A 16,258-nucleotide genomic window follows, 5' to 3' on the forward strand; every position below is an offset into this window, starting at 1 on the left:
CGTAATCGTCCTCCACCTCACCCCGATGAGTCGGCCCACCGGGCCCTGGTCGTCCCAGTGCATGGCATGCGCGGCAGAAGGCGTTCCAACCGGCGTGGCGATCGCTGCCGGCGATGAAGCGGCGTGGATGTCCTGCGCTTCGCGCGCACTTGCGCCGAGGCTGGCAAGCGCCAGTGCGACAACCACACCGGCAACGTGACGACGTGCATGAGTCCCTCCTGTCAATGATCGCGGCCTCGTGCCGTATTGCCAGCCGCGACCCGCAAGCCCTCCCGCCATGGTCTGCATCCCTGATGGCCGCAGTACAGAGTACGACGCCGTGCATCGGCATCGGCATCAGCCGCGCGTGCGCGATCTGCAGGGGAATTTCGGGGATGCAGACAATCCTCTGACGGGCGGCAACCCAGCCAACCGTCCGCCCCGTCATCGCCCCAGGTGAGGCTGCCGGCAGCAGCTGTCGTGGACGGCACGTCCGCATCTCGGTCGACGATGTTCTTTCCCGGATACGTGGCCATCGCCTCCCACGATCCACGGCTCGAGCGTTGACGGCGACCCGTTAAACGATAACAATTCTCATTCATAGGGCGTGCGGTCCGTCCGTCGACCCGCCTTGATCGGCCTCCAGGGCAAGCCTCGGAGCCCTCGGTTGCCCCCCCACCCGATAACCCGCCATCACCATGCCGACCATCAACACCGGGATTTCGATCTCGAAAAAGCCCGTGCCTTCCGGCCAGATGCAAGGCATCGCCTGGCGGATGACCAGCGCCTTCGATCTCCCATGAGGACGCCACAGCCCGCGCCTGCGGCACGCCGGTCCGGCCGTGCCTGGCCTGGCATCCTTTCGCGCAGCCTGGCGGCGATGCTAGGTGGCTATGCATTCGCTGCCAGCACCGGGGCATTGCTTGCCGTGGCGCTGCCCATCGCGCGCAGTCAGGCCGTGCTGACGGGCATGCTGGTGGCGATCGTCGCAGGCGCGTGCGCTGCGTTGTGGGCGTTTGCCTCCCGCAATGCGTGGAAGGCCTGGGCCGGCCTGGCCATCCCCGCAGCACTGATGGCGCTGGCGACCTCACTTCTGCGGGGCGGGTCATGAAGCAGAGCTTTCGCCAGTCCATGGCCTGGCTGCATACCTGGACCGGCTTGCTGGTCAGTTGGTTACTGCTGCTGATCTTCATGGGGGGCACGGCCAGCTACTACCGCGAGGAACTCAATCGCTGGATGCGCCCGGAATTGCCGCGCACGGTGGTCGCGCCGGACGTGGCGGCGACCAACGCGCTGCGCTACCTGCAGCGCGAGGCCCCCGACGCGACGTACTGGAACGTCACCCTTCCCGATGCGCGCAATCCGGCACTGGACATGTACTGGATGAACCCGGCCAGGGAAGGCGCCTCCAACGATCGCGCCTCGCGTCGCGCGCGCTTCGGTCAGGCGACGATCGACGCGTCCACCGGCGAGCACTCGCAGGTGCGCGAAACCCGCGGTGGCGACTTCTTCTATCGCCTGCACTTCGACCTGTATGCGATCCCGGTGCTGTGGGCGCGCTACATCGTCGGCTTCTGTGCGATGTTCATGCTGGTCGCCATCATCACCGGCGTCATCACCCACAAGAAGATCTTCAAGGACTTCTTCACGTTTCGGCCGCGCAAGGGGCAACGCTCCTGGCTGGACTTCCACAACGTCAGCGCGGTCATGGCCCTGCCCTACCACCTGGTCATCACCTACACCGGCATCGTCACACTGATGGTGATGTACCTGCCGCTTGGCATCAAAGCCGCCTATCCGGAAGGCCCGCAGGCCTTCTACGATGAATCCTTCAGCGATCTGCCACCGGCCGGCGACGCCGCAGGCAGTCCAGGCACGCCCAAGCCGATCGCCGAACTACTGGCCAGTGCGCGCCTGGCCTGGGAGGGCAAGGCGGTGGAAAGCTTCCGCATCGACCATCCCGGCGACGCCGCTGAGACGGTCAGCGTGTACCAGCGCGACGGGCGCCGGCTGTCCTACGAAACGCCGGGCGTGCGCCTGAACGCTGCGACCGGCCAGATCATCGCGCACAGCGGTCGCGCAGGCGCGGCGTCGGAGACACGCGGCGTGCTGTATGGCCTGCACATCGCGCGCTTTGCCGACCCGGTCCTGCGCCTGCTGCTGTTCGCCTCCGGCCTGCTCGGCTGCCTGATGGTGGCCAGCGGCGCGGTCCTGTGGGGAATCAAGGAACGCGCCAAGCACCTCAAGTCCGGCAGGATCGGCGTTGGGCTACGCCTGGTCGATGCGTTGAACATCGGCGCGGTCGGCGGCCTGCCGCTCGCCTTCGCCAGCTATTTCTGGGCCAACCGGCTGGTGCCGCTGCATATCGAGGCCCGGCCGGACATGGAGGCCCGTGTGTTCTTCCTCGCCTGGGCCTTCGCCATCGTGGCGGGCTTCATACGACCGCGCCGCCAGACCTGGGCCTGGCTGCTGTACATGGCCGCCGGGCTGTTCACGCTGATCCCGCTGCTCAATGCCTTGACCACGCATGTGCACCTGGGTGTCACCCTGCCCCAGGGCGACTGGGCCTTGGCCGGGGTCGACTTGGTCACGTGTGGCATCGGTCTGGTGCTGGGGTACTGCGGCTGGCGAATGCAGCGCTGGCAACCGCCGGTGTCCGCGGCGGAAAAGCGGCGTCGCCAGGCACCACCCCGGTCCCAGTTCGAGAGCGGCGCCGCATGAATCTGCTGATCCTCGCCCTGTGTTTCAGCGGCTTCGTCGCGCTGTGCATGTCGATGGAGCGGTATCAGGCGGTCCTGCCCTCCGCACGCAACGATGGGCCAGGGCTGCGCGGCCTGCGCTGGCTGGGATGGGCACTGATCGCCGCAGCCCTCGCCTGCGCGGTTAGCGCAGGCGGCTGGGGCGTGGGCGTGGTGCGATGGTTGGCGGCGATGACCATCGCCGGAAGCGCGATCACCTTCGGCCTGCTGCCGTACCGCCCGCACTGGATCAAGCCAGGCGCAATCGTCCTGCCGCTGCTGGCCACGATTTTGCTTTGGGTGCACTGATCGCCCGGACTGCGCCTCACGACAACGGCGATTTGTCACAAGGCGCGTGCGCTCCGAAGCGTCCCGCCATGGCTCCAGGAATCCTTCACCGCTCAATTGCACCATTGCTGCTCACACGGCACGCCATCGTGGTCGCCATCCATCTTGGTGCCGGGGCAATGCTGGAGGAAGTATCGCGCCTCTGCGCAGGAGCTCATCTGGGAACACATCGTGCGGCCGTCGCAGGCGAAGGTCGGCGGCGCAGCCGAGATACGCGGGGCCTGCGCCGAAGCCGGTTCGGGCGGCGTGGGCGCAAAGCGCGAGTATCCGTAAACGCCCAAGCCGACAAACGCCAGCAGCGCGACCACCGCGCCAACGCCAAGGGACGGTGAATCTGGCTTGCGCTTCGCTGGCGGCCGGGCCGATGCGGGGCGCTGTCCAGGACGCATGATCCGGACCGCGCGCAGCTTGCCATTCGGCCCGGCCTCGACTTCAAAAGAAATCAGTTCGTTGATCCGAGGGCGCTCACCGTCCCTCGGAAACGCGGAGATGTGGACGAAGATCTCCTGCTCGCCCTGGGCAGGGGCAATGAAGCCGTAGCCCCGGTCATCGTTCCATTTCGTCAGCGTGCCGTGCGTGCGCATCGAACTGCTCCTGACAAGCCACGGGTCTCACCACGGATTAACCTGCTTACCTTACTCCGTCAGGATTCGCGGTCTTTCCCGCTAGCGGTCTCCCTGCTCAGCAGGGATGGCCAGGGCCAGTGCGGAACCGGCCAGCCGGGCCGATGCCAGCAGTTGCTCCACGCCATGCCCACTACGCGAGGCGGCCGACAGACCGGACATCATCACGACCATGAAGTCGGTGACCTGGCGGGCCATCGCCGGGTGGCGCGCCGCGATGTAGTCGTGGATCACGCCCTCGGCGGCGCGGCTGAATCCACACGCGGCCTCGCGCGCGTCGCGGTCCTGGCAGCGCGTCCCTTCCAGCACGAGGCAGCCCCTTCCCGTCACCTGCGCCGCATAGCGCCGCGCGGCGTCTTCGAGAACGTTGGTCAGCGCCTGCGCCACGTCCCGGTCGGGCCGCAACAGATCGGCAAGCGGGATCGCCCCGGTGTGCGCCCACCGGTCCAGGACCCGCGCGTAAAGACCGGCCTTGCTGCCAAACGCCGCGTAGAAGCTGGGCGGGGTGATGCCCAGGACATTGGTGACGTCCGCCACCGTTACCGCGTCGTATCCGCGCGCATGGAACAGCGCCTGCGCCTTGGCCACCGCCTCCTCCGGATCGAACTGGCGCGGCCGCCCGCGCTGGCGCGCTGTTTTTGTAGTCATCGCTATAAATTCCTTGACAAGCGCCAGGGCCACTTATGTAATGACTCCTATATTAATCAACCAGGAACTGAGATGCCCACTTTTCAAGACAAGTCCGTCCTCGTCCTGGGTGGCAGCCGCGGCATCGGCGCGGCCATCGTCAAGCGCTTTGCGGCCGATGGGGCCAAGGTCACCTTCACTTATTCCGGCTCCCCGCAGGCCGCCGAGCAGCTGGCGGCGCAGACCCAAACCACGACGGTACAGACCGACAGCGCGGACCGGGATGCGGTGATCGCCCGCGTGCGCGACAGCGGCCCCCTGGACATCCTGGTGGTCAACGCCGGCATCGCGATCTTCGGCGACGCGCTGGAGCAGGATCCCGATGCCATCGATCGCCTGTTCCGGATCAACGTCCATGCGCCCTATCACGCCGCAGTGGAAGCGGCGCGGCAGATGCCGCAGGGCGGGCGCATCATCATCATCGGCTCGGTCAACGGCGACCGCATGCCCCTCCCCGGCATGGCGTCCTACGCGTTGAGCAAATCGGCGCTGCAGGGACTGGCGCGCGGCCTGGCCCGCGATTTCGGACCGCGTGGAATCACCATCAACGTCGTGCAGCCCGGTCCGATCGACACCGATGCCAATCCTGCCGACGGTCCGATGAAGGACCTGATGCACAGCTTCATGGCCATCAAGCGCCACGGCCGACCGGAGGAAGTCGCGTCCATGGTGGCCTGGCTGGCCGGCCCCGATGCCAGCTTCGTCACCGGTGCGATGCACACCATCGATGGCGCCTTCGGCGCGTGACTCCAGGGCGAGCCAGGGACAGGGCGCGATGTCAGACCGCCATAGACCGCGTGCCCTAGACCCAGCCTTCAGCCCCGTCCTGCCGCCACGTCTGCCCCTCCAATGGCAAATCTCTTTACCGCGTTGGCCCAGACCTCAGCCCCGCAAAATCATCCGGGAATATTTCAGAGATCTTCTTGCCATCGAACGTGTAGCGGATAGATGTCATGTGCAGACCAATGCTTTCGGCCTGATACATCACCCCCTCATTTAGCTCCTGCAGCTGCCTCTGAAGTTCAGGTGTAAAGTCCTTCGAACCGATCGGGATAAATCCCATCCCCAACTCAACGCTTACATCGGTGCCAGAGACGGCCACCCGGATCGCTGCTGGAAAGACTTGACCATGTAGTGGCTTATTACCCAACATCACGCGAAGCTGCGCGCCCATGGAAGCCAGCAATCGTTCTTGTTGGATCGCAGAAGCCGCCTCCCAGCCTCCAATTTCTGCAGCGGAAGCGCTCGACAGCAAACTCACTCCCACCAAAAGAACGGCGATCCATTTCTTTGCAATCTCCATTGCGAGAATCCCCAGAAGCCGCCGTCTTGGCGGCAACGCGATTTTCGAACGCCTTATCAGTCTAGTCAATTGAAGACCTCGCCCGGTAATCGCCCAGGGACGGCCTCTCTCGATTGATCGGCACCAAGCCCTGCTCGTTGTCTCGCCGCGCCCGGTGTCGCTCCAGCATGTCGAACATTGGCAGCGCAGTGAGCAAGCCGGCGCCCGCGTCCACACGGTTTACCCCTAAAGAATCGCAACTCGCGTCGTCGGGTGACAGCGAAGAACTCCCCTTCCGTCCAAACATGAAGGAAGATGCGGCGAGATTTGAAAGCAGAACCGGCTAGAGGCAGCCTGCTACCGCATGGATCATCAAAGTCTGCTAATGAGGCGTACCGCAAAGCGTGCGAGGAACGCCCACCCCAAGCTCGAGATACGGCAGACGAAGCGGCGAGAGCAGCCCCAGCAGGAGCCAAAGGAGCTTCTAAGGCCGCCGGCGAACAATAGATGTCCGTCAGTACTACGGCAGTGCAGATGCTTTGTCCGTCGAGGGGTACTGGGGCGGAAGAACATCAGGTGCAGCTCACTGCTTGGTTGAAATGGAACAGCCATCCCGCAACTCGCTTTCGCCGCTGCTATAAAGGCTTCGGCTTCGCTGTTGAGGTCAAATGGAGAAACAAGAATGATTCTTAGGACTGCTTTAATCGGATTGCTCTTCACTGGACTGGTCGGCACAGCGTCAGCCGCATCCCCCAATCCGCCTTGTAACTCATGCCAGATGGCGCTTTTGCAGTGCGTCGTGGCGCACGGGCCTAACGATCCAGAATGCGTGCGGATCGAGAACCACTGCAATACGGTCGACTGCGCTTCCGCCGTCAAGCAAGAGGTTCTGTTCTCACCCAAGTCGAACATGACTAGACAGGCCGTCAAGCCTCTACTTCAGGGCTCGTCTAAGTCGGCGTAAGGCACCGACCGACGGCACCAGCACGGCAATCCTCCTCCGGCCGTCGCTTTCTCATCAGGCGCGCCGGAGGAAATTGATCCCACCTTTCCTTGGGAAGCAGACAAAACGGGGAAAGAGTCGATTCCATGCCACAACGGTGCCGTCAGGCTCTGTTGCAAGTGCAGAAGATCTCTGGCCCTCATTCCCCGGGCTCAGTGCAGGCGCAGCCCGCACGGACACGGGCTGTAAGCCGTCTGCGAATTCACCAACACGGCCGTGGTGGTCGGCATCCGACTCGCCTTGGGGGCATGTTGACGTAGTAAACAGGCGACACCTCCTCCACCGAGAAGCCGGCTTCGGTGCGCGGGGCCAACGTCTTTTCGTTGATGACCGTGACCAGCTCGTCCAGCTCGCCGGTCCGCTCAAAGAGCGTACGCCCCTGTACTTTCGGCTATCGAGACAGGGACGGAGTGGATTGCCCCCCTTTTCACAGACAGGGTCGTCAGGCCCTGTGAGTGAACAGCGGGGCGATCCACTCCGTTCCCTTTAGTTCCAAATTCCATGCAGCACTGTCTTCGCGTGGACCAATGGGAATCCCGTCCGCCCGCGCCGGAAAGCATCAGGGGCAGCCGAAGGTGCCCCTGATGTGTCGACACTGCGATCAGAACGCGACGCGCAGGCCGGCGGTCAAGCCATACGCCGACCGACCCGACCCCTGCTCGGCATTGAGGCTGCCGTAGAGGTAGGTGCTCTGACTCAGACGTACGGTGCCGCTGGCGTTGACCTGGACAAAGCCACGGCCGGCATCGGGTGCCTGCGTTTCGAACGTCTGTCCGGCCAGCTCGGCACGGACGGTCGGATCGAGCAGCCCACGGCTGTCCACGCCCACCGCCGCGCCGAGGCGCCAGGTCTGCTCGGCCGCCAGCGGATCGCTCGCCTTGGAGCCTGCGTTCACACCTACCAAGCCACGCGTTCCCGTGACCGAGAGGCGCTCGAGCGAGAGCGCCGCCGGCGAAGCGCCGGTTTCCTGCACGGCATCGCGCTTGACCTGCTGCCACACCACGCCGACATAGGGTTCGATACGCGCGCTTTCCATTGCCATCGGCAGACGCGCGGTGACGCTGGCCGTCGTGGAGCTGCCGTCGGCGTGGGACTCGAGCATGCCCATGCCGAACGGATCGCTGCGACGGGTCGACCAGTCGTCCGAACCATGGGCGACCACGCCATCGACGAGCACGCTGCCCACCTTCTGCTGCGCGTAGACCAGGCCCGCATTGCTACGGATGGTGCCATGGCCGCCGCTGGCGTTGACGTCGCTGTCGCCATGCGAAGCACCGACGCCGATCACCGTGCTGTCCGTGGCCCACACATCCACGCCCGCGGTGAAATGGTTGTTGCTGGTGTCGAAGCCGCTGCCTTGCTTGTCCGCGTCCGCACGCTGACCATCCTGGGTCAGGTTCGCCCAGGCATGGTTGGCCGGGTTGGCCGTATCGGTGCCGAGGTGATCGATGGCGTCACGCGACACCGCCAACCCCATTCCGCGCGCGGAAGCGGCCTGGTCGGCATGGACTTCACCGGCCAGGGCCTTGAGCGTGCCGGGCAGCGCGTCGGTGTTGATCGCGGCGATGGCGCCCAGCGACGCGGCGTAGGCGTCGGCCGTACCGGCCACCTGAGCGTTGATCGCGCCATCCAGCGCACCGGCGAGCGCCTGCGTGTTGCGGCTGGCGTCGGACGGCAGGAAGGCGCTGTACGCGGTCGGGACCACGCGCAGATCGATGCTCTGGCTGCCGCCCAGATCGTAGAACGCCACGAAGCGGGTGTTGGCGGCCAGCCCCAGGGGCTGCACGACAGTGTCGAAGCGACCGACGATGCCACCCTCGGCCGACACGATGCGGTAGTTGTCGCCCAGCGCGGGCACGTACGTGTTGCTCGCATCGCCCGTGATATCGCGCAGCAGCGGCTCAAGCGAACCGTCGGCCACGAACTGATGGCCTGCGCCCACAATCAGCAGCCGCGAGTAGCTGCCTCGGCCAGTGCCGGTGCCGAGCCCGTCGATGTCTGCTTCGAACGTGCTGCCGTCCAGCATCGTCACCGTACCGTTGACGGCCAGGGTGCCCGGGGAATTGCCCGGGGCCAGGCGACCCTGCACCGTCACCGGGCCACTGATCGCGCCGATGCCGCGCAGGGTGCCGATGCGGTCGACCGACACGAAGCTGCTGTCGAGCATGCCGTTGGCGCGCAGCGTGCCGTCCTGCACGCACGTGCCCTTTCCAAGGCTGGCATGCCCGGTCAGGCTCAGGCTGCCAGCGCCGGTCTTGACGAAGCAGCCGGAGTCCGAAGCGGCGACGATGTCGCCGGACAGCACGGTGCTCGTGCCCGCCAGCACATCGATGCCGGAGTCGCCGCTGACCAGGACTTGCTGACCGGTCCCCAGGCTGGCATAGCTTTCGAGCATGCCGCCGCGCAGGACGATGGCGCCCGTGCCCAGCGACGAGCCGGAGTCGATGCGCACCGTGCCGCCGTCGATGAGCGTACCGCCGGTAAACGAGTTCGCGCCGCTCACCACCAGGGTGCCGCCGCCGCGCTTTACCAGGCCGCCCGTGCCGACGATGCTGCCCTGCTGGGACAGCGTGGTGCCCTGGGCGGTGTCGATGGCGCCTCCGCCGGCGTTGAGCACCATCGTGCGCTGCGTGCTGAAGCTCGTCGTCGTCGCCAACGTACCGCCGTTGAAGGTCAGCGTATTGGCGGCGGCGCCCAGGTTGTTGTCCTTGGACACGGTCAGCGTGCCGCCATTGAGCACGTTGCCGCCGGTGTAGGTGTTGGCACCGGACAGGATCAGGTTGCCTTCGTTCACCACGGTGCCGCCGACGTGCGAAAGATTGCCCGTGAAAGCCGCGACGCCTGCGCCGTTCTTGATCAAGGTGCCGTTGCCAGTCACCGCACCGGTGCTACGCAGCGTCGTGCCGGCGTCCACCGCCAACGCACCCTGTCCGACGGTGATGTTGCGGGCCGTCTGCAGGTCGGTGGTGGTGTGCAGGGTGCCGCCGTTGAGCACCAGGCCGTTGGACCGGTCACCCAGGTTGGCATCGCTGCCCACCTGGAGCTCGCCGCCGTTGATTACGGTGCCGCCGGTGTAGGTGTTGTTGCCACCGAGCACCAGCACGCCCTGATTGACGGTCGTGCCGCCCGCGTGGGTCGCACTGCCGGCGACGAACAGCGTGCCTTCGCCGTTCTTGACCAAGCCGCCGGTGCCGTTGGTGCCTGCGCTGCTGGTGAGGGCGGTGTTCGCATCGACCGCGATGCTGCCGCCGTTGAGCGTGAGCGTGCGCCCGGTGTCGACCTGGCCGGTGGTGTGCAGCACGCCACCGTTGAGCACCAGGCTGTCGCCAGCATGGCCAAGGTTGGCATCGCTGCTTACCTGCAACTCACCTCCGTTGATCACGGTGCCACCGGTGTAGGTGTTGTTGCCTTCGAGCACCAGCGTGCCCTCGCGGACCTCGGTGCCGCCGGTGTGGCTCAAGACCCCCTGGAAGTCGGCAGTGCCCGCACCATCCTTGATGAGCTTGCCCGAGCCGCTGACGGTGCCGGTGCTCGCGAAGTTGGCATCGGTGTCGATCGTCGATGCACCCGTCAGGCCGATGCTGTTGCTCAGCGTCGCATTGTTGGTGATCTCGAGCGTGGACGCGTTGAGATTCAACGTGCCGGTGCCCAGTGCGTCCCCACGGCTGATCGACAGGGTGGAACCGCCGGTGACCGAGGTCCCGCCGGTATAGGTGTTGGAGCCGGTGAAGCGCTCGTGGCCACCGTTAAGCGCAACGCCGCCGGTGCCGGCGATCGTGCCGGAGAACGTGTCGTGGCCGTCGGCGATGATGAGGTCATGGGTGCCGAGCTGGACCGCGCCCGCGCCGCCGAGCGAGCCGACGGTCGTATCGCCGCCCGCGTCGCTCACATCGAACGTGCCGTTGGTCACCACACCGCTGGAGGTGGCGATGGAACCGCCCTGGCCCAGCGCCAGCTTCGCGCCGGCATCAATGGTGGTCTGGCCGGTGTAGGTGTTGGTGCCGGTGAGGGTGACGCCGCCACCGGAGCCGCCGTTGGCGACATGCAGGTCGCCGGACGCACCGTCAGCGTCGCTGATCGTGCCGGTGAAGGTCGCCTCGTGACCGGCCTGATCGATGGTGCCGCCCTGATCATCCACGGTGAAGTCGCCTTCCAGCGTCACCGTCGGCTGATCAACGAGCAGCGTGCCGCCTTCGAAGGCGCCGTCCGCGGTCCCGACATCGGTGCTGGTCTTGGTGGTGTCGATGACCACCGTGGTCGGACCACCGGCATCGGCCGCTTCATCGGGCGTGGCGAGCACGGTGAAGTCGGGATTGTTCGGCGTGCACTCGGCCACCGGGCCGGTCAGCGAGACACACTCGCCAGCGAACACGCCCATGCGGATGCTGCTGCTGTTGGTCGCATCGTCGGACATCGCGGTAAAGCCGATCGTATAGGTCGTCCCGGCCAGCAGGGACACGCCCTGGTAGATGCCGTCGAAGCTGCCGACCGCGCCGTCGTACCACGATCCACCGCCGCCCAGGTCGGCATTCGGGCCGCTGTACCACGTGCCCGCGGCACGCGGCACAGTCCCGGTCTGATAGACCACGCCCCAGTTGGCGGGCGCCTGGACGCCGGCGCCCTGCACCTCACCACCCTGCAGGAACAACGGGTTGGTGAACAGGTTGGTGGTGGTATCGCCGGCGGCGTAGAGATACACGTTGCCGAACGTCCAGTACGCCGGATCCTGGCGGAAGGCGAACAGGACGTAGTTGTTGCCGGCAGAGGTGGCGGTGAAATCCACCGTGTAGGTCTGGAACTGCCCGGCCACGTTGGAAGCACTGTTGCCGGCCGAGCCGTTGTTCATGTCGAGGATCGCGCCCGAGGGCAGGTCCGCGGCCAGCGCAGGCAAGGCTGCGAACATCGCCGCGCTCAGCGCGGACAGGGCGAGCGCGCGCAGCGGCGAGCGCGAGGATCCCGAGCCCCCGTGCGTTCCATGCGCCAGTTCAGAGGTCACCACCGGCTGCGAGAGCGCGTGGTTCCACACGATGCGAAAAATGCGATTCAAAGCGAGATCCCCAGGTAAGTGCCCAAACGGGCGAAAGGTGCAACGGGGATGGCCTAAGCACTATTCGTGCCAGCTTTCGCCGGCGGCAAATTGACGACATGAAGATCTGGTGAAGACCGCGACGACAGCGCGGCACGGCAGATGAACAGACACGCATTCGCCGCGCGGTGTCACAATGTGACGCAGCTCACGAATTGCGAATCACTCGCAATTGGTGTGGCCAAATATGCGTGAAGAACGGGGCCAGGGCTGTCCAAGGCAAGAGCATTGCCGTTGGCCCTTGTTGACCGGGAATGAACATCAAGATCAGGCGGCCCTCACCTCTCACCGAAGTGAAAACTCACGTCCACTCGCCGTCCGCGCCCGGCCTCGACTTTCCAAATAGCTCAAGGACCTGACTGACGATAAGAGGATGGTCCCGGTAGAGCGGAGCTTGCTCCGCTGCACTTCGATCAGCCTGTTGGCAAAGCCCAGCGGAGCAAGCTCCGCTCTACGTTCCTCCATTCAGAGCGATTTGTGCTCTCAAAGAAGTTTGCGTTTTCCATCTCTTCCTTGGGACGGCGCTTGTGGCTTTGGCCTTCGCCCAGACAAAAGTAGCTCGCACACAGCGCGTGCGAAAGATTTTGCTTCGGCCTTGAGGACCAGGAAGTAAAGCTGCCCAGGCTTTTGGGCCCGGATTGGGCGGTCTCCATGTGGGCGGGACTCCCTGCTAGATCTATGCCACAGGTGATGCAGCAGGCCTGACCCGGCGCAAACAAGCTACGGTGCGGCGGCCTTGACGTCATACACGACGACGCGTTGCCACAAGTGCTCGCAATCGGCGACGAACTGCTTGTGGATGGGGTGGACCTGATAGGCGTTCTGTCCGGCGACATCATCGAAAAACAGGAGTTCCGAGGCGCTGTAGCTGGCATCGACGACGCCGCGTTGCTCGGTCTCCGCCGGCACGCCGATGTGGATGCCTCGCACGCTGTCGATACCGGCCAACGTTCGCAAACCGGTGAGCAGCTTGGCGAGGTCCTCCTCGGAATCCGGATGCTTCAGCCAGAAGAACACGTGGTGCACGATCGGCGGGAACGCTGCCTTGTCGGCAGGCATGGCCGCGCGGGAGCCAGGGGCGGCCACGCTGGCAGCCAAGGCGGTCGCGGCAACGATGAGGTCACGGCGCGTGCGATCGGTCATGATCCACCCTTCAGGACGTGGTCTGCGAGCCTGCGAGTATAGGGCGGCAAGCGCGCGGTCGGGTTTACTCGCCAAGCAGTGCCAGCGCGCAGTGACGGGTGCGCGGCCTTTCATTGAAACCGCGCACCGCCCCTTGGCTTCCCTGCCAAGCGTGCTCAACCATGTTGTTTACCTGCGAGGGCCGGAGCGCGCGGCGAAAGCCCGTCCGCGCGCTCCAATCCGCTGGGCGGCCTCGGTCAACCGAAGCGCGCCACCGGCGCGTGTTCTTCAATCCCATCTTGTGGACCGGCGCCAGCGGCGTGACTTGGCACCTCCCTGTGCCTCGCCGTTCTGCACGGCGCCTGCCGTGCAGTGGCTACTTTTTTGCCAAGGCAAACCTGGCTCGCAGGCACTGCTTGCTTCTGGCCCCAACGCTCACGCAGTGAACCTGCAGCCTTTGCCCCGAGCCGTCAGCGCAAGCGCGAGAACGCACCAATCCCGGCGATCGCCAGCCGCTCGGCGGGCACCGCCGTTTCGGCGAACGACAGGCGCAGGTAGCGGATCTGGCGGACCTCGGGGAAATTCAGACGCTGGGTCGAGAGCGCATAGGCGATGTTGGACAGCTCGCCGGCACCGGCCGGTTGCCAGTGCTGGCCATCCTCGCTGCTTTCGGCGCGATAGCCCTTCGGTGGCGCCGCGCCATTCAACACCGCACGCGAGGGCGTGAGACTGAAGCCGGCGACCTGACGCAGCGCGCCCAGGTCGATGGTCACCCGCGCGGGATGGCCTGGCGTGGGCGCGGGCACGATCCAGATCGTGCTGGCGTCATCGTCAAGCAGCTTTTCCGCGCCCGGTGCGCTGGCCTCGACAATGCGCCACCCCGCGGCGGACAACACGTCCGGCGCGTTCTCCGTCGGCCGCGCAACCGCAACCGGCGCAACAGCGCGGAACAGCGCAAATTCGCTGATCGCCGGGCAGACCGGCGCCTCAAGCACGACCAGCCGCACACGTCGCGCGGTGAGCGGGCGGTCGAGCCGCACGATCCGCTGCGCACCGATGCATTCGGCTTCGGCCAAGCGCTGCCATTGCCCATCGACCTCGGCTTCAATCGCAAAGCGGGTGACGCGCACGCCCAGCGGCAGGTATTCCCGCAGCCGGATCAGGTCGAAGCTGCGCGCCGCCGACAGTTCCAGCGTCAGCGTCGGCGTGGTGACATCGTCCGGGGTGGACCAGTAGCTGTCTCGCTGGCCATCGAGCACGCGCGCCGGATCGAATCCAGGACCACGCGACGCGCTGGCACTGGCCTTGGCGCCCTTGGCCAGATCGAGGGCGAAGCTGGCGCGGATCGCATCGCCAAAACTCTGCAGCACCGCCACGTCGTGGTCGGCGATGCGGCCGCGTCGGTCGGGCGGCAGATTGAGGTTCATGTTGGTGCCGCGCGCGACCGAGGTGTCGAAATAGCGCACCAGATTCTCCGGGCTGCGCACCTTGCCGTCTTCATCGGCATGGTAGAACCAGCCCGGGCGGATCGAGGTGTTGGTCTCGGCCGGCCACCACAGGGCCGCCCCACGCACGCCGGCATTGCCGTTTTCCTGGGTGTAAGGGGCATTGGGCATGGTCGGCCAGCATGGATCGCCCGCGATGCCGTCCTCGTTGCCCACCCAACGGATGTCGGCGCCGAGCGGATCGAAGGTGCAGGCCATCGGCTGGTGCTGGTGGACCAGCGCGATCATCCGCGGCCAGTTGTAGTAGGCGGGCGCATCGATCTTGCGCGTTTCGCGCGCGCCGCCGTAGTAGCCATCGCCGCCATTGGCGCCGTCGAACCAGAACTCGAACAGGTCGCCATAGCCGGTGCACAGCTCGACGATCTGCTTGCGGAAATAGTCGAGATAGCCCGGGCGACCGTACTCGGCGTGGTTGCGATCCCAAGGGGACAGGTAGATGCCGAAAGCCAGGCCAGCGCGACGACATGCCGCGGCCATTTCGCCGACGATGTCGCCCTTGCCGTTCTTGTAGGGCGAATTGCGGATGCAATGCTCGGTCAGGCGCGTGGGCCAAAGACAGAACCCATCGTGGTGCTTGGCCGTGAAAATAATCCCTTTCAGATTGCCGGCCTTGGCAGCGGCGACAATTTGATCCGCGGAGAAATCGCTGGGATCGAATTTGCGCGGATCTTCGTCGCCGTAGCCCCATTCCTTGTCGGTGAAGGTGTTCATCGCAAAATGCACGAAGGCGTATTGCTCCCGCCGATGCCATCGCAGCTGTCGCGCGCTCGGCACGGCACCCCAAGGCGAAGGCCCCTTGGGGCGCGGCGCAGCCACGACCTGAGCGGCCGATGCGCTAAAACCTGCGGCGACGGCCACAGCCCCTGCGGCAAGAAAGGTACGACGATCGATCATTCGTGCATCCAACTCTGTACGAGTTCAGATCTTAGCCTCTCCAACAGCGCGAGCGTGCTCCCACGAGCCCATGAAACCGGCGTATTGAGCGGCTGAAGACAGGCAAGTCCACTGCGTCCCCTACGCTGCTGCGAGCCGGACACGGGCGAGACAAAAGAACCCCTCGTGACGTCGCGTCAGCGCAATGGGGCGACCCGATGATCTCGCTCGTAGACATCCGGCTGCTTGAACGGATCGTCAGATCCCTGCCTGCTTTGAGCGAGCAGCAAGCGGCTCCTTGCGGAGCAGGCGCTCGAAACGCATGACATGCAGGACAAAGACCTTGTGGCCGTCATCACGATAGAAGACCCGGCATGGCGGCTCCACTATCTGGCGATAACGCGACTTCCCAAGTTCTGGCGGCCGACTGCCACTTTCGGGATGGTCTGCAAGCTGCTCGACATGACCGAAAATGCGTTTGACCAGTTCCGAGGCGGCGACCGGGCTTTCCAGTGCGATGTAGTCGGCAATGGCGTCCAAATCCGACAATGCCGGCTCGGACCAGACTATTTCAGCCATCTGGCAAGGCGTTTCCTGGCTTGCGCGTGTGTCGTCGCACGCCCCTCAGCGAGGGCCTGCTCTCCACGCGCGATGCCTTCAAGGATCGCCATCCGCTGTTGCATGAGCTGATAAGTCTCAACGTCCAGGAGATATGCGCTTGGAAGTCCATGCTGGGTGATGAGGATGGGCTCCTTGTCCCGCTCAATGTCAGCGAGGAGTTCGGTGGCCTGTCGCTTGAGCGTTGTGACGAGTTCGGTGCGCATGGAGTGACACTAGAGTATCACTCCAAGTTGCGCAAGTGCTCGGCCAAAGACCCGACCCACGCGTTGAGCGGGACCGGTTTGGGGCGGCGTTAGCGCCGCAGACTGGCGGGAATCTGGCAGTGGAACCGGTGATCGGACACCTGAAGCGGGAGCACCGGCTGGACCGGTGCTGGCAAGTTCTCCCTCGG

General features: G+C 65.2%; 12 protein-coding genes. 4 read left to right on the forward strand and 8 right to left on the reverse strand.

Going from position 1 to position 16,258, the window contains the following annotated elements:
* Positions 1-907: 907 nt before the first annotated feature.
* From ACORQU_RS03575 to ACORQU_RS03585, 3 genes are read left to right on the forward strand one after another with little or no spacing between them, the layout of a single operon-like run.
* Positions 908-1,090, forward strand: coding sequence for a DUF3649 domain-containing protein (locus ACORQU_RS03575; RefSeq protein ID WP_491643511.1), 183 nt, complete (start codon positions 908-910; stop codon positions 1,088-1,090).
* A complete protein-coding gene (locus ACORQU_RS03580) occupies positions 1,087-2,700 on the forward strand; it encodes a PepSY-associated TM helix domain-containing protein (RefSeq protein ID WP_491643512.1) in 1,614 nt (537 codons plus the stop codon). The genes ACORQU_RS03575 and ACORQU_RS03580 overlap by 4 nt, the downstream gene beginning before the upstream one ends.
* A complete protein-coding gene (locus tag ACORQU_RS03585; protein ID WP_491643513.1) occupies positions 2,697-3,026 on the forward strand; it encodes a DUF3325 domain-containing protein in 330 nt (109 codons plus the stop codon). Before ACORQU_RS03580 ends, ACORQU_RS03585 begins: the two co-directional genes overlap by 4 nt.
* Positions 3,027-3,118: 92 nt before the next feature.
* Here ACORQU_RS03585 and ACORQU_RS03590 read toward each other — a convergent pair whose 3' ends face one another.
* Positions 3,119-3,649, reverse strand: a complete 531-nt coding sequence (locus tag ACORQU_RS03590) for a cold shock domain-containing protein (RefSeq protein ID WP_491643514.1) — start codon at positions 3,647-3,649, stop codon at positions 3,119-3,121.
* 81 nt (positions 3,650-3,730) lie between these two features.
* Positions 3,731-4,336: a TetR/AcrR family transcriptional regulator gene (locus ACORQU_RS03595; RefSeq protein ID WP_491644946.1), complete on the reverse strand. Its 606-nt coding sequence runs from the start codon at positions 4,334-4,336 to the stop codon at positions 3,731-3,733.
* Positions 4,337-4,408: 72 nt separating this feature from the next.
* Between ACORQU_RS03595 and bdcA the strand changes: the two genes are divergently transcribed.
* Complete coding sequence (gene bdcA / locus ACORQU_RS03600) at positions 4,409-5,122, forward strand: SDR family oxidoreductase (RefSeq protein WP_491643515.1); 714 nt, start codon at positions 4,409-4,411, stop codon at positions 5,120-5,122.
* A 115-nt stretch (positions 5,123-5,237) separates the two neighbouring features.
* On the opposite strand, the gene ACORQU_RS03605 is transcribed toward bdcA, so the two are convergent.
* The 6 genes from ACORQU_RS03605 to ACORQU_RS03630 form a co-directional block, all read right to left on the reverse strand.
* Entirely contained in the window at positions 5,238-5,678 is a 441-nt protein-coding gene (locus tag ACORQU_RS03605) for a hypothetical protein (protein WP_491643516.1), read from the reverse strand.
* A gap of 1,583 nt (positions 5,679-7,261) precedes the next feature.
* The gene (locus tag ACORQU_RS03610) at positions 7,262-11,707 is read right to left on the reverse strand and encodes an autotransporter-associated beta strand repeat-containing protein (protein ID WP_491643517.1); all 4,446 of its coding nucleotides are present in this window, start codon (positions 11,705-11,707) and stop codon (positions 7,262-7,264) included.
* 759 nt (positions 11,708-12,466) lie between these two features.
* The gene (locus ACORQU_RS03615; protein ID WP_491643518.1) at positions 12,467-12,889 is read right to left on the reverse strand and encodes a Dabb family protein; all 423 of its coding nucleotides are present in this window, start codon (positions 12,887-12,889) and stop codon (positions 12,467-12,469) included.
* 449 nt (positions 12,890-13,338) lie between these two features.
* Entirely contained in the window at positions 13,339-15,267 is a 1,929-nt protein-coding gene (locus ACORQU_RS03620; protein ID WP_491643519.1) for an alpha-L-fucosidase, read from the reverse strand.
* Positions 15,268-15,504: 237 nt separating this feature from the next.
* On the reverse strand, positions 15,505-15,825 hold the full coding sequence (locus ACORQU_RS03625; protein WP_491643520.1) for a type II toxin-antitoxin system RelE/ParE family toxin: 321 nt from the start codon (positions 15,823-15,825) through the stop codon (positions 15,505-15,507).
* Positions 15,813-16,070: a type II toxin-antitoxin system Phd/YefM family antitoxin gene (locus ACORQU_RS03630; protein ID WP_271647018.1), complete on the reverse strand. Its 258-nt coding sequence runs from the start codon at positions 16,068-16,070 to the stop codon at positions 15,813-15,815. Before ACORQU_RS03630 ends, ACORQU_RS03625 begins: the two co-directional genes overlap by 13 nt.
* Positions 16,071-16,258: the final 188 nt, after the last annotated feature.

The organism is Pseudoxanthomonas sp. JC1303, from assembly GCF_058448525.1.